Consider the following 14120-nt stretch of genomic DNA (forward strand, 5'->3'; position numbering starts at 1 on the left):
AAATGATTTGTAAACGGATTTATACTATATAACTTAAAATAGACATTTTTTGACAAGATATTTACAAAAATCCACTAGAAAACAGTAAATTTTGTAAATGTTACTGGAAAGAAACAGATTTCTATTGTTTGTTTTGTTTACAAAAAAGATAATGAAAGTGTAAAAAAGTAAAGGAGTGAGAACATGGCAAAAGGAATCAAAATCGCTACGATTGGTGGAGGCAGCAGTTACACCCCCGAGTTGATGGAAGGATTTATCAAAAGATATGAGGAATTACCGATACGAGAAATCTGGCTCGTAGATGTAGAAGAAGGAAAAGAAAAGCTTGAGATCGTTAGTCAGATGTCTCAGCGTATGTGGGATGCTTCTCCGTATGAAGTCAAGATCTATGCAACTCTGGATCGGGAAGAAGCATTGAAAGATGCGGATTTTGTTACGACTCAGTTTCGTGTCGGTCAATTAGATGCACGAATCAAAGACGAGCGGATCCCTAGTTATTACGGGATGATCGGACAAGAAACAAATGGTGCTGGCGGGATATTCAAAGCTTTTCGTACCGTTCCAGTCGTTTTGGCAATCGTTGAGGACATGAAGCGTTTATGTCCAAATGCTTGGCTGATCAATTTCGCGAACCCAAGTGGGATGGTGACAGAAGCAGTTATCAGATATGGCAAATGGGATAAAGTGATTGGATTATGCAATGTGCCAGTGATGGCGATGATGACAGAACCAGCAATGCTTGGCAAGAAAAAAGAAGAGCTGATCTACAAGTTTGCCGGTCTAAATCATTTCCATTGGCACAAAGTAGCAGATAATAAAGGAAATGACCGCACGGCAGAATTGATTGATCGTTTATACGATGAAGATAATGGATTACCGAAAAATATCTTTGATATCCCGTTTTTCAAAGAACAATTAAAACAAATGAACATGATCCCTTGTGGCTACCACCGCTATTACTACCGTGAAGAAGAAATGCTGGAACATGCTTTAGAAGAATATCAAACGATTGGTACAAGAGCGCAGCAAGTGAAAGAAACAGAAGCAGAGCTATTTGAATTATACAAAGATCCAGAATTAGACCATAAACCTGAACAATTGCAAAAACGAGGTGGCGCTTATTATTCAGACGCTGCCTGTGAAACGATTGCTTCAATCTATGGAAATAAAGAAACACAGATCGTGGTATCTACAAAGAATGATGGAGCTGTTCCTGACCTGCCGGCAGATTGTGTAGTAGAAGTCACTGCCTATGTTGGCGCACAAGGAGCGAGAAATGTAGCGTTTGGTTCTCTTCCTGCTGCTGAAAGAGGCTGGTTGCAAGTAATGAAGAATATGGAATTGCTGACGATCGAAGCAGCTGTGACTGGTGATTATGGGACAGCTTTACAGGCGTTTACGATCAATCCACTTATACGATCAGGAAAGACAGCAAAACGGATCATGGATGAGTTGTTTATTGCACACCAGCAGTATTTACCGCAATTCAAGGAAACAATCAGCCGATTAAAAGAAGAAGGAATCGAAGTTCAAGATGAACTGGCAAGAGAATTATCAGGTAATACACATATAATGGAGGAAGTATAATGGGATTCAGAAAAGATTTTTTATGGGGCGGTGCTACAGCAGCCAATCAATGTGAGGGCGGTTATGATGAAGGTGGACGCGGACTAGCAAACGTAGATGTTGTGCCAATCGGAAAAGACCGTTTTCCTGTTATCACCGGAAAGAAAAAAATGTTTGAATTTGATGAGGATCATTTTTATCCAGCAAAAATTGCAATCGATATGTATCATCGTTATAAGGAAGATATTGCTTTGTTTGCAGAAATGGGGTTCAAGACTTATCGAATGTCCATCGCCTGGAGTCGTATTTTTCCAATGGGGGATGAGAAAGAGCCGAATGAAGCTGGCTTGAAATTTTATGAGGATGTCTTTAAAGAATGCCAAAAGCACGGAATTGAGCCACTTGTGACGATTACGCATTTTGACTGTCCAATGCATTTGATCAAAGAATATGGTGCGTGGCGTTCCAGAGAACTCGTTGGTTTTTATGAAAATCTGTGCCGAGTCATCTTCAATCGCTATAAAGGACTTGTCAAATATTGGCTGACATTCAATGAGATCAATATGATCCTTCATGCACCATTCATGGGCGCAGGGCTGTATTTTGAAGAAGGAGAAAATGAAGAACAAATCAAATATCAAGCGGCACATCATGAGTTGGTTGCAAGTGCCATCGCAACGAAGATTGCTCATGAAGTAGATCCGGAGAACAAAGTAGGCTGTATGCTGGCAGCAGGAGCATATTATCCATACACTTGCAATCCTGAAGATGTTTGGGCTTCTAGAAAATCAGATCGAGAAAATTATTTCTTCATTGATGTCCAGTCACGAGGAGAATATCCCGCTTATGCATTGAAAGAAATGGAGCGAAATGGCATTCAGATCGAAATGGAACCAGGGGATGCCGCATTGCTGAAAGAACATACTGTTGATTTTATCTCTTTTTCTTATTATTCTTCCCGAGTTTCGACTACCGACAACGAACTCTTGGAACAGACTGCAGGAAATATCTTTGCTTCTGTCAAAAATCCATATCTGCAAGCAAGTGAATGGGGGTGGCAAATTGATCCATTAGGCTTGAGAATAACGATGAATGATATTTATGATCGTTATCAAAAACCATTATTTATTGTAGAAAACGGCTTAGGTGCAGTCGATACGCCAGATGAAAATGGTTATGTGGAAGATGATTACCGAATCGATTACCTGGCAGCGCATATCCAGGCGATGAAGGATGCAGTAGAACTAGACGGAGTCGATCTATTAGGCTATACGACTTGGGGATGTATTGATTTAGTATCAGCTGGTACCGGTGAGATGAAGAAAAGGTACGGATTCATTTATGTCGATCGTGATAACCAAGGAAATGGCACATTAGCCCGTTCAAAGAAAAAATCATTCAACTGGTATAAAAAAGTAATTGATTCAAATGGAGAAAATCTTTCGAACGATTGATCAATGATTTATAAAAGTCTATTGTTTTTCAGCGGATTTTTCGAGTATAATAAAGCTATTCGAGAAACGCAAGCAGAACAATAGACTTTTTTTCGCATTGGCTGTAAAGTATGCTTACTTGATTAAGTAAAGGAGAATCTACATATGTATGATGTAATCGTTATTGGCGCAGGTCCTGCTGGGATGACTGCTGCTTTATATGCTTCACGTTCAAACTTATCCGTATTGATGATCGAACAAGGTGCCCCTGGCGGCCAAATGAACAATACGGCAGAAATCGAAAATTATCCTGGATTCGATTCGATCATGGGTCCCGATCTAGCTTATAAGATGTATGAAAGTGTCTCAAGATTTGGGACAGAAAATGCTTATGGAATCGTTCAAGATATCAAGGATCACGGCAGCCATAAAGAAGTCATCTGTGAAGATAAAAGTTACGAAGGAAAAACAGTCATTATCGCAACAGGCTGTATCCACCGTAAATTAGGCGTACCTGGCGAGGAAGAATTTGCTGGACGAGGCGTTTCTTACTGTGCAGTCTGTGATGGTGCGTTTTTCCGTAACAAACGTCTAGTAGTCATCGGGGGTGGGGACTCAGCAGTAGAAGAAGCCATCTATTTGACACAATTTGCTTCTGAAGTAGTGATCGTCCACCGTAGAGATGAATTACGTGCACAAAAGATCATCCAAGACCGTGCATTTGCAAATGAAAAAATTTCCTTTATGTGGGATACAGTCGTTGACGAAATCGTTGGAAACGAAATGGTAGTGACAGGTGTGAAAGCACGTAATGTCAAAACCGGCAATGAATTTGATTTAGCAGCAGACGGAGTATTCATCTATGTTGGACTGGATCCATTAACTGCACCTTTTAGAGAAGCAGGTTTGACGAACGAGGCTGGCTGGATTCCAACAGACAACGAAATGAAAACGAATATGCCAGGCGTTTTTGCCATCGGAGATGTTCGTGAAAAAGATTTGCGACAAATCACTACAGCTGTTGGTGACGGCGGTATTGCTGGACAACAAGTGTATAAATACTTGGAGTCTTTAGAAGAAACAACAGCATAAGTTTAAAAAGAGTGAAAGAACGGTTTCAATTGTTCTTTTACTCTTTTTTTCGCGTGAAATTTACTGAATCTGATTTATGCGAACACGTCCAACACCTTTTGATAAAAGAATCCTTTCTTGATTTAAGCGTTTTTTGGTCCTCATACTTTCATATCTAATAAGTGAATGCTATACTTATTAAGAACCATATTTCAGAAAGAGGTGTTATTTTCATGTCTTGGGAACAAGTGTATGAACAATGGGTACATGAAGAAAATTTAGAAGAAAACTTAAAAAAACAATTAAATGATCTGGGTGAAGATCCTGAAAAACTTGAAGATGCTTTTTATGCACCGTTGGAATTCGGTACTGCAGGCATGCGGGGAATCTTAGGACCTGGGATCAATCGAATGAACATCTATACGGTAAGACAAGCAACAGAAGGACTAGCACGTTTCATGGATACACAAGTTGAAGAAACAAAACGCCGAGGTGTCGCTATCGCTTATGACTCACGCCATCAGTCACCAGAATTTGCAATGGAAGCAGCCAAAACACTGGCACATCACAATATCCCGTCTTATGTATTCGAAAGTCTGCGTCCAACACCAGAGCTTTCTTTTGCAGTTCGTCATTTGAAGACGTTTGCGGGAATCATGGTAACCGCATCTCACAACCCAGCGGCTTACAATGGATATAAAGTCTACGGAGAAGATGGCGGACAAATGCCTCCTGCAGACGCAGATGCATTGACGAAATATGTCCGTGAAGTCAGCAATCCGCTAAAAGTCGAAGTATTATCTGACGAAGAAGCTAAACATAGCGGGTTGATCACGATCATCGGAGAAGAAGTGGACGCTGCTTATCTAGAAGAAATCAAAGCAGTGACGATTGATCGTGAATTGGTTGAAACAATGGGGAAAGATTTGAAACTTGTGTACACGCCACTTCATGGAACAGGGAAAATGTTGGGCGAACGTGCGTTGAAACAAGCTGGATTCGAACAATTCGTACTAGTTCCCGAACAAGCTGTGGCAGATCCAGATTTCACTACGGTCAAATCGCCAAATCCAGAAGAACATTCAGCTTTTGAATATGCTATACGACTTGGAGAAAAAGAAGGAGCTGACTTGCTGATTGCAACAGATCCTGATGCAGACCGTTTAGGCGCAGCGGTTCGTTTGCCAGATGGTTCTTATGAAGTATTGACTGGGAACCAAATCGGAGCATTGTTTGCTCAATATATTTTGGAAGCACATCAATCAAGAGGCACTTTGCCAGAAAACGCAGCGGTATTGAAATCAATCGTTTCCAGCGAATTGCCTACAGCAATTGCGGAACACTACGGTGCTACCATGTTCAATGTGTTGACAGGGTTTAAATTCATTGCTGAAAAAATCCAACAATTTGAAGAAGACCATTCACATACTTTTATGTTTGGATTCGAAGAAAGTTATGGTTATTTAGTTAAACCTTTTGTTCGCGATAAAGACGCGATCCAAGCATTGCTTTTATTAGCAGAAGTAGCAGCTTACTATAAAAAACAAGGCAAAACGTTGTATGACGGCTTGCAAACGATTTTTGAAACCTATGGCTATTTCGCAGAAAAAACGATTTCTGTGACAATGAGCGGACAAGAAGGTTCTGCGAAAATCTCTGCTTTGATGGAAAAATTCCGTAAAGAAGCACCGACAGAATTTGCCGGAGCAAAAGTTATTCAAACAGAAGACTTTAAAGAATTGACGAGAACAGACCGTGAAGGAAACGTAGAAAAACTAACAACACCGCCATCCGACGTATTGAAGTATACATTGGAAGAAAATGGCTGGATCGCTATCCGCCCTTCAGGAACTGAGCCGAAAATCAAGTTTTATATTGGTGTAAAAGGAAGCTCTACAGAAGACGCAGCCGAAAAAGTAGCCTCTTATGAAGCGATTATCAAAAAGATGACAGAAGAATAAAAAACTTGAGACTGATGGAAAAAGTGGTAAACTTTAGAAGTCAGTCTTTTTTCAAGTTGGAGGTGAATGGATTGCCAGACACGCAAAAATCAAAAGTAGAGAAAGTCAGTCAATTATTCAAAATGTTGAGTGATCCCACTCGTCTTAAAATTCTGCTATATCTGAAAGACGGGGAACAAAATGTGACAGCAATCACCCAAGCAGTGGAAATGGAGCAGTCTGCTGTATCGCATCAACTACGTTTATTAAGAGAAAATCATGTCGTCAAGTCTCATCGCGAGGGAAAAGCGATTTTGTATAGTCTTGATGATTCTCATGTACTGGATATTTTGAACCAGACACTCAAACATGTGGAACATCAATAACGATAGGTGCAAATAGATAAACACTGGTGTGTGACAACGAAGAAATTTCGTTGTCACACACCAGTGTTTTTTTAGAAAAAGACAAAAATGATTAATCGCTTTTTTCTGTTGTTTCAGTTCCATAATAACTATGATCTTCTAGGTCTAAAGCATTCAAAATAAGCGAAGCCGTTTCTTCAATAGATAAAGATGCCACATTGATCACTACACATCCTAGTTTTTCATAAAGATCATTCGCAAAATCGAGTTCAGCTCTAATTTTTTCGATATCGGAATAAGCAGTATCAGGGTTTAATCCGTAAGAGCGCATCCGTTCTTTACGGATATTATTTAAAATATCTGGGTTATTCGTTAGTCCCACGATTTTTTTAGGATCGATCTCCCAAAGCTGTTTGGGAATATGTGCTTGTGGGATCAAAGGTAAATTGGCAACTTTTAAATTTTTATTTGCTAAAAACAAGCTCAAAGGCGTTTTGGAAGTTCGGGATACGCCTAGCAAAACGACATCTGCTTCTAAAAAACCACGAGGATCTTTCCCATCATCGTATTTTACAGCAAATTCCATTGCTTTGATCCGTTTGAAATAGTTCTCATTCAATAAATGGAGGGCACCAGGTTGCCGAATTGGCTTGATACCAGTTAAACGTTCAATTTCTGATATCGGTGGCGTCATCACATCAAAACTAAATAATTGATGTTCTTCACAAAAAGAACGTGTTATCTCGATCAGTTCTTGATTGATTAATGTATGCAGGACAAGTGCTTTTTCTTCTAATGCATCTTGCAATGCCTGCCTTAATGTTTTTTCATCTGTCACGAACGTTCTGCGGAATAGGTTGAACTCAACGGTAGGATACTGAGCCATAGTAGCTTGCGCTAGTTTTGTCGCAGTTTCTCCAGCAGAGTCGGAGATGACAAAAAAAGTAACGATTTCTGTAGAATCGGAAGACATGGATAAAACCTCACTTGCATTTTTTTTATGTTTATTATACCATACTCTAGAATGCGTACTTCGTAATCATTTTGATTTGGAGGAATAAGTCATGAAAAAACAGACATTGATCGAACAATCATTAGAAACATTGAAAAATAACGGTTTTAAATATACTAAAAAAAGAGAAGCATTGTTAACTTATTTAGTGAAGCGTAACCGCTACGTATCTGCTAAAGAAGTTTTTGACTATATGAATCAGGAATTCAAAGGGGTAAGTTATGATACGATTTATCGGAATCTCCATGATTTTGCAGAGATCGATTTACTGGAAGAAACCGATTTAAATGGAGAAATGAAGTTTCGTTTTCATTGCTGTCAGGGGGAAATCGGCCACCACCATCATTTTATCTGTACAGTGTGCGGAACAACGAAAGAAATCCATATGTGTCCGATGAATTATTTCGAAGAACAGCTAGGTGGATGCACGATCGAAGGGCATAGATTCGAGATTTTCGGAAGATGTGAAAATTGTCAATAAGGATTTAAATAAAATAACATTTGATAATTTTAAAAAAAAGCAAGATTTCCTTGACGGTCAAAACAGCATTAGATATAATATTTACAGGACAGTCTTGTTTTTTGAGATATATTTCAATAACAATTACGGTTACTTTTTAAGCTCGGAGGGAGGGAATTAACATGTCAAAAACAGTCGTTCGCAAAAACGAATCACTTGACGATGCTCTTCGTCGCTTCAAACGTTCCGTGTCAAAAGCGGGTACTTTACAAGAATCTCGTAAACGTGAATTCTACGAAAAACCAAGTGTAAGACGCAAGAAAAAATCTGAAGCAGCTAGAAAACGCAAAAAATTCTAGTTCTGTGATGAATTGGAGTTGGTAGTGTGTCACTACTAAGTAGATTAAACGATGACATGAAAGCAGCGATGAAAGCGAAAGATAAGGAATCTTTACAAGTCATCCGAATGATCAAGTCATCTATACAAAACGAGCAGATTAAAGAAGGTCACGACTTGACAGAAGAAGAAGAACTAACGGTGTTGTCTCGCGAAATGAAACAGCGACGTGATTCTTTGCATGAGTTTGAAGAAGCAGGACGTGACGATTTAGCTGAAAAAGTAAAAAGTGAAATTGTAATAGTCGAAAAATATATGCCGGAACAACTTTCCGACGAAGAAATTCGACAACTTGTTCAAGAAGCAATCACTCAAACTGGTGCTTCATCAATGAAAGAATTTGGCAAAGTTATGGGTGCAATTATGCCTAAAGTCAAAGGAAAAGCAGATGGAAACCAAGTGAATGCGATTGTGAAAGAACTATTACAATCTTAATTTTATCATTTAAACTGCGGACAGTGATTGTCCGCAGTTTTTTGTGTTCGTAAAAAAAGAACTAAAAAACAGCTAGAAGAAAGAATCTTATTCTTTCTTCTAGCTGTTTTTTTCCTGTTTAATATCTCTTATGTTAAATTGTGTTTGATTTGGTTATTCTTCTGGTAACTCACTTGCTTCTTGTTTATATCCTGATACGCGATATACATAATAAAAGAGCAAGCTGCCAGCGTAACCAAGCAACGTTGGGACGACCCAGCCAAGACCTAATGCAGCAAAAGGAACATAATGATGATAAAATCCTAGTAAGCTTGCTACGACAGTTTGCTGACTGACTAATGCAGGCGAATTTGCCAACATATCCAATACGGCTGGAACGGCAGAAAAGAACATCGTTACTTGATAGACAAATGGACTCTTTTGGAAGAATTTTGCTGTTAAGGAAAGCAAGATTAACGCAAGTGACAATGGATACAAAAGCATCAATACTGGTAAAGACCATTGGATGATATTATCCAAACCGGCATTCGCAACGACAAAAGAGACAAAAGTCGTTAACCGCAGCCATGTCATATAACTGACTTTAGGGAACAATTTATGGAAATCTTGTGCAAAAGAAACAACGAGTCCCATAGCGGTAGTGAAGACACCTAATGTGACCATTACCCCTAAGAAGCTAGCACCGAAGTTACCTAAATAAAAATTAGTGATCTGAGAAAGTGCAGTTCCGCCATTTTCTGATAAAGACATCTTATTCAAACTCATCGCACCGAGAAGGACCAGACCAAAATAAATCATGACTTCTAACGCAACGCTCAGGCTACCAGCTTTTGCTGTTAATTCTGTGACTTTTTTATCTTTAAAACCAAGATCACGAACTGCATGGACAAAAGTGACACTTAAAGCAAGTAAAGCTACTGCATCAACCGTGTTGTATCCTTCTAAAACGCCATTTGTCAAAGCGTTCGTCTGATAAGAATCTGCAGCAGATTGGTTTAGATTCCCCATGGGTTGGAATAAAGAAACGACAAAAATGATAGCTAATAATGCAAGAAACAAGGAGTTTAAATACTTTCCGACATATTTGACCAAACGTGTTGGATGTACAGTAAGGAAATAAGCAAGTAAAAAGAAAAGAGCAGAGAATAAAAACATACCTAATGAATCATATTTTTCAGGCAAAAAAGGTTTAGCAGCCATTTCAAAAGCAGTTGCTGCTGTCCGCGGTGTACCAAAGAATGGTCCGATCGTTAAATGAACAAGGATCAAGAACAAGGCAGCATACCATTTTCCGACAGGTTTAGCTAAGTCATACAGACCATCACTTTTTGTCACTACTACAGCTAAGATAGCTAATAATGGGAAAAGAGCGCCTGAGATGGCAAATCCTACACCAGCGCTGATCCAGTTTGATCCAGCCATTTGACCTAAGTGGACAGGAAAGATCAGATTACCTGACCCGAAGAACATCCCGAAGATAAGTGAACTGACCATCAATAATTGCTTCCATGAATAAGTTTTTGTTTCTTCCATAAATTTTTCCTCCAATAATTATCATTTTGAGTAACAAAATAAACGTTGCAGAAACTAGAAATACCACTAATATCAGATTCCATGAAAACCACCACCTTAAAATATAAAAAAAGCCCTTTTCCACTTGGGAAAAGGGCTCTAGATTCTAGAACGGTACCACCTTTTTTCGCTTAAAAAAGCTTCTTCATTCACGGACGCTTTTCGATAAAGTTATCCGCTAGCCTGATAATGGAGGCAGCCACAATGATCTACGTTTTCGACATTGACTCGGAAATGATGTTCGTCTATTCGATTTATTGTCATTTCTCACTTACATGACTCACTGGGAATAAATCACTGAATAGCCTACTGTTTTCCTCGACGCTTTGCTGTATATTTATTTGTTGACGTTATAATACACCTGTTTTTTTTGAAATGCAAGAATATTTCAAATATTTTGTTTTCTTTTTTTGAAACAAGAAAAATACCCAGAGAATACTTGCTAAGTTAGACGGAATACTTGTCCTCTATCTTATGCATAGCTTACATGATCAGCTTTTTTTATTCAAACGAGACCTTTAGAGAATGGAAGCAGCTATTTTTTAACGTTTCTTGGTACTTATGGTTAAGCAACTCTTTTAGAACCTTTTCTTATTTGCTATATAGTTTCTTCTGAGTATGGTAAAATAGGAAAGAATGAATCGAAAAAAAGGGGATGTCTATTTTTGACGGAAGAGTCTAGTTCTTTAGAGATTAGATTGACGGCTGCTGATGATGTCAGCATGCTTTTAGGTGCACACGACAAGCATATAAAACTGATTGAAGAAACAACAGAAACAACCATCCATACACGTGGAGAAATCATTCAGATCATTGGTGAACAATCCCAGATTTCCTTGGCTGCCTCAGTCATTCGGACATTGCAGGAATTGATCAAACGAGGAATCCATGTAAGTACACCAGATGTCGTGACGGCACTGAAAATGGGGCAAAAAGGCACATTAGATTATTTTGTTGAGATGTATGAGGAAGAGATCGTCAAAGACCGTAATGGAAAACCTATACGGGTAAAAAACAGCGGCCAAAAGAAATATGTCGAATCGGTAGCCAAACATGATATCGTATTTGGCGTAGGACCAGCCGGGACAGGAAAAACTTTTCTTGCAGTAGTATTAGCAATCGCTGCCTTGAAAAAAGGTGAAGTGCAAAAAATCATTTTGACGCGGCCTGCTGTGGAAGCAGGGGAAAATCTAGGCTTTCTTCCCGGGGATCTAAAAGAAAAAGTAGATCCTTATCTGCGTCCTGTTTATGATGCTTTATACCAAATTTTTGGATTAGATCATACGAACCGATTGATGGAACGAGGCGTGATCGAAATTGCTCCTTTAGCTTACATGCGGGGGCGGACATTGGATGATGCATTCGTTATTTTGGATGAAGCACAGAACACGACAGTTGCTCAGATGAAAATGTTCCTGACACGTCTTGGTTATCAATCAAAAATGATTGTCAATGGAGATACGAGTCAGATTGATCTGCCTCGAGGGACAACAAGTGGTCTTGTTCATGCAGAACGAACATTAAAGCAAATCAAGAAAATCGATTTTGTTAATTTTGAAGCAAGTGACGTTGTTCGGCACCCTGTAGTTGCCGAAATCATCAAAGCTTATGAAAAGGCAGATCTCCATCAAGAATAAGCTTTGCTTAGGAGGATAAGCACATGTTGAATAAAACACTGCAGAAACTACAAGAAAAACTTGGAAAGGCAGCATTGCCTTTCCTGCTGTTCTTGTTTTTTATCATTATCTGCGGCGTTACATTTAGTAGTGTCAAACAAAAGGCCAATGATTTCAGAGAAGGCCAAGTAGCAGAAGAAAGTATCCGTGCGAACAAAACGATCGAGAACACGGAAGAAACCGAACAAAAAAGAAAACTGGCAGCAGAAGCAGTCACTCCAGAATACACTTACCAAAAAGATCTTGCAGATGACCAGAACAATCGGATCAAGCAACTATTTGAATTGATCGATAAGACGAATGATGCCATCAACAAATCTTATGACGAAAAGATTGATAAGGCAAAGGAAGATGAAAATATCCCAAAGCCTACTACAGAAGAGCGGATCGCCGCGTTGAAGAAAAATTTTGAAAATGTGAATGCAGAAAATGTTGCGTTTTATCAAAAACTACCGAACAATTTTTATTCGACGATATTTGAAATGACTGAAACTGAGATCCATACTGTGAGGGATGAGAGTCTGAAGCTCATTGACGAACAGATGAGCAAACAAGTTCGTGAAAGTGAATTGGAAGCTTTTAAACAAGAAGCAGAAGAGCAAATCCAATATTTGAATGTCACACCAGCACAACAACAAATGATTCGCTACTTAGTGGATCAAGGTATCGTAGTGAATGACGTATTGAATGAGAAAAAGACAGAAGAATTGAAACAATCCGCACGAGAAGCTGTACAACCAGTGATGATCTTCCAAGGAGAAATCATTGTTCGTGAAGGTAATCAAATCGATGCTTCAGCTATGAAAAAATTGGAATTACTAGGACTGACTAATCAAACAACTTCGATTTTTCCGCTAATTGCCATGGTTTTAGCTGTTTTGCTTCAAATCGGCGTACTGATTTATAATTCACTTCAATTCCAAAATGCAGGAGAAAGAACAAAATACGTGCTTTTCTATGTGACAGCTATGTCAGTCAGCATAGTGCTGATGAAATTTTTCCAATTATTCCAAACGGAACAAGCTACTTATATCCCGCTGTTTTATCCCGCTGCTTTTGCACCACTTGTTTTAAGCTTTTTCTTGAATCGAAGAGCAGGGATCATGGCTGGTATTTTCCAAGCAGTATCTGCACTTTTCATTTTTTATGATTCGATTGGCACGAACTTTCTAACGATTATCTTGATGTCTTATGTTTTCTCTGGGCTCATGGCAACGATTGTCAGACGTAAACGGATCTCAGAACAAGGATTATCTGCTGCCATGTGGGTCATTATTTTTCCTGTGATGATGGATGTCATTTTGATCGTCTATCAAGGAATGAGCTTTGGTGATGCAACGACTTGGTTAATGCTTGTCTGCGGGTTCACTGGTGCACTCTTCTCATTCTTGCTGACGATCGGTCTACACCCATATATTGAATTAATGGTCAATGATGACAGTGTAATTGTATTAAATGAACTCAGCAATCCAAATCATCCTTTATTGAAACAGTTGCTGGAAGAAGCGCCAGGTACTTATCATCATAGTATGATGGTAGCTAATCTAAGTGCTAACGCTGTAGCAGAAATCGGCGGACGTTCTTTGCTAACTCGAGTAGCTTGCTATTATCATGATATCGGCAAGATCAAACATGCTAGCTTTTTCGTTGAGAACTTGCCTTCAGGAGCGGAAAACCCGCACAATTTCTTATTGCCAGAAGACAGTAAACATATTATCTTTGGACATGTGACAGATGGAGCCAAAATATTGGAAGATTATAATATGCCGCAAATGGTGATCGATATTTGCAGACAGCATCATGGAACCACGCTAATGCGTTATTTCTACATCAAAGCGAAAGAACGCAATCCGGAAGTAACAGAAGAGCAATTCCGTTATCCTGGACCAAAACCGCAAAGTCGCGAAGCAGGGATCGTCAATATTGCTGACAGTTGTGAGGCTGCAGTACGGGCAATGGATCATCCGACGAGCGAAAAAATCGAAAGTTTTGTCCATAATCTTATCGAAGAGCGTATTTCCGATGGTCAATTAGACGATAGTGGACTGACCTTGAAAGAAATCCGAAAAGTGGAAAAATCATTGATCAGCGGTTTAAGTAGCACCTTCCATTCTCGGATCAAATATCCTAAAATGAAAACAGAAGTTGAGAAGATAAAGGAAGAACAAGAAGAATAGAAAGAAGCGATGTATA

At 39.1% G+C, this 14120-nt stretch carries 12 protein-coding genes; 10 read left to right on the forward strand and 2 right to left on the reverse strand.

Annotated features, from left to right (window positions below):
* Positions 1-183 precede the first annotated feature (183 nt).
* From IGL31_RS03870 to IGL31_RS03890, 5 genes are all read left to right on the forward strand, one after another.
* Positions 184-1587, forward strand: a complete 1404-nt coding sequence (locus IGL31_RS03870; protein WP_002289176.1) for a 6-phospho-beta-glucosidase — start codon at positions 184-186, stop codon at positions 1585-1587.
* On the forward strand, positions 1587-3020 hold the full coding sequence (locus IGL31_RS03875) for a 6-phospho-beta-glucosidase (RefSeq protein WP_002289178.1): 1434 nt from the start codon (positions 1587-1589) through the stop codon (positions 3018-3020). Before IGL31_RS03870 ends, IGL31_RS03875 begins: the two co-directional genes overlap by 1 nt.
* A 144-nt stretch (positions 3021-3164) precedes the next feature.
* A complete protein-coding gene (gene trxB, locus IGL31_RS03880) occupies positions 3165-4091 on the forward strand; it encodes a thioredoxin-disulfide reductase (RefSeq protein WP_002296150.1) in 927 nt (308 codons plus the stop codon).
* Positions 4092-4303: 212 nt separating this feature from the next.
* Complete coding sequence (locus IGL31_RS03885) at positions 4304-6031, forward strand: phospho-sugar mutase (RefSeq protein ID WP_086299808.1); 1728 nt, start codon at positions 4304-4306, stop codon at positions 6029-6031.
* A 14-nt stretch (positions 6032-6045) separates the two neighbouring features.
* On the forward strand, positions 6046-6396 hold the full coding sequence (locus IGL31_RS03890; protein ID WP_002321425.1) for an ArsR/SmtB family transcription factor: 351 nt from the start codon (positions 6046-6048) through the stop codon (positions 6394-6396).
* A 91-nt stretch (positions 6397-6487) separates the two neighbouring features.
* On the opposite strand, the gene IGL31_RS03895 is transcribed toward IGL31_RS03890, so the two are convergent.
* Positions 6488-7348: a pyruvate, water dikinase regulatory protein gene (locus IGL31_RS03895; protein WP_002296156.1), complete on the reverse strand. Its 861-nt coding sequence runs from the start codon at positions 7346-7348 to the stop codon at positions 6488-6490.
* Between the two features lie 91 nt (positions 7349-7439).
* Here IGL31_RS03895 and IGL31_RS03900 point away from each other — a divergent pair, with 91 nt between their 5' ends.
* The 3 genes from IGL31_RS03900 (at position 7440) to IGL31_RS03910 (ending at position 8679) form a co-directional block, all read left to right on the forward strand.
* Positions 7440-7868 carry a Fur family transcriptional regulator gene (locus IGL31_RS03900; protein WP_002287322.1) on the forward strand — a complete coding sequence of 143 codons (429 nt, stop codon included), beginning with the start codon at positions 7440-7442 and terminating at the stop codon, positions 7866-7868.
* Between the two features lie 161 nt (positions 7869-8029).
* A complete protein-coding gene (rpsU, locus tag IGL31_RS03905; RefSeq protein ID WP_002287321.1) occupies positions 8030-8206 on the forward strand; it encodes a 30S ribosomal protein S21 in 177 nt (58 codons plus the stop codon).
* 26 nt (positions 8207-8232) lie between these two features.
* Positions 8233-8679 carry a GatB/YqeY domain-containing protein gene (locus tag IGL31_RS03910; RefSeq protein ID WP_002287318.1) on the forward strand — a complete coding sequence of 149 codons (447 nt, stop codon included), beginning with the start codon at positions 8233-8235 and terminating at the stop codon, positions 8677-8679.
* 153 nt (positions 8680-8832) lie between these two features.
* On the opposite strand, the gene brnQ is transcribed toward IGL31_RS03910, so the two are convergent.
* The gene (gene brnQ / locus IGL31_RS03915) at positions 8833-10212 is read right to left on the reverse strand and encodes a branched-chain amino acid transport system II carrier protein (RefSeq protein ID WP_002288744.1); all 1380 of its coding nucleotides are present in this window, start codon (positions 10210-10212) and stop codon (positions 8833-8835) included.
* Between the two features lie 704 nt (positions 10213-10916).
* Between brnQ and IGL31_RS03920 the strand changes: the two genes are divergently transcribed.
* Positions 10917-11888, forward strand: coding sequence for a PhoH family protein (locus IGL31_RS03920; RefSeq protein WP_002291698.1), 972 nt, complete (start codon positions 10917-10919; stop codon positions 11886-11888).
* A 23-nt stretch (positions 11889-11911) separates the two neighbouring features.
* Entirely contained in the window at positions 11912-14104 is a 2193-nt protein-coding gene (locus IGL31_RS03925; protein ID WP_002306228.1) for an HD family phosphohydrolase, read from the forward strand.
* The last annotated feature ends 16 nt before the right edge of the window (positions 14105-14120 follow it).

This window comes from Enterococcus sp. MSG3290 (assembly GCF_050555565.1).
Lineage (GTDB): Bacteria > Bacillota > Bacilli > Lactobacillales > Enterococcaceae > Enterococcus_B > Enterococcus_B faecium.

Excerpts from the sequence above, each read along its gene's own strand:
- IGL31_RS03925 (WP_002306228.1), top strand. The coding sequence starts at position 11,912 with ATGTTGAATAAAACACTGCAGAAACTACAAGAAAAACTTGGAAAGGCA.
- IGL31_RS03890 (WP_002321425.1), top strand. The coding sequence starts at position 6,046 with ATGGAAAAAGTGGTAAACTTTAGAAGTCAGTCTTTTTTCAAGTTGGAG.
- rpsU (WP_002287321.1), top strand. The coding sequence starts at position 8,030 with ATGTCAAAAACAGTCGTTCGCAAAAACGAATCACTTGACGATGCTCTT.
- IGL31_RS03875 (WP_002289178.1), top strand. The coding sequence starts at position 1,587 with ATGGGATTCAGAAAAGATTTTTTATGGGGCGGTGCTACAGCAGCCAAT.
- trxB (WP_002296150.1), top strand. The coding sequence starts at position 3,165 with ATGTATGATGTAATCGTTATTGGCGCAGGTCCTGCTGGGATGACTGCT.
- IGL31_RS03885 (WP_086299808.1), top strand. The coding sequence starts at position 4,304 with ATGTCTTGGGAACAAGTGTATGAACAATGGGTACATGAAGAAAATTTA.
- IGL31_RS03895 (WP_002296156.1), bottom strand. The coding sequence starts at position 7,348 with ATGTCTTCCGATTCTACAGAAATCGTTACTTTTTTTGTCATCTCCGAC.
- IGL31_RS03870 (WP_002289176.1), top strand. The coding sequence starts at position 184 with ATGGCAAAAGGAATCAAAATCGCTACGATTGGTGGAGGCAGCAGTTAC.
- IGL31_RS03900 (WP_002287322.1), top strand. The coding sequence starts at position 7,440 with ATGAAAAAACAGACATTGATCGAACAATCATTAGAAACATTGAAAAAT.
- brnQ (WP_002288744.1), bottom strand. The coding sequence starts at position 10,212 with ATGGAAGAAACAAAAACTTATTCATGGAAGCAATTATTGATGGTCAGT.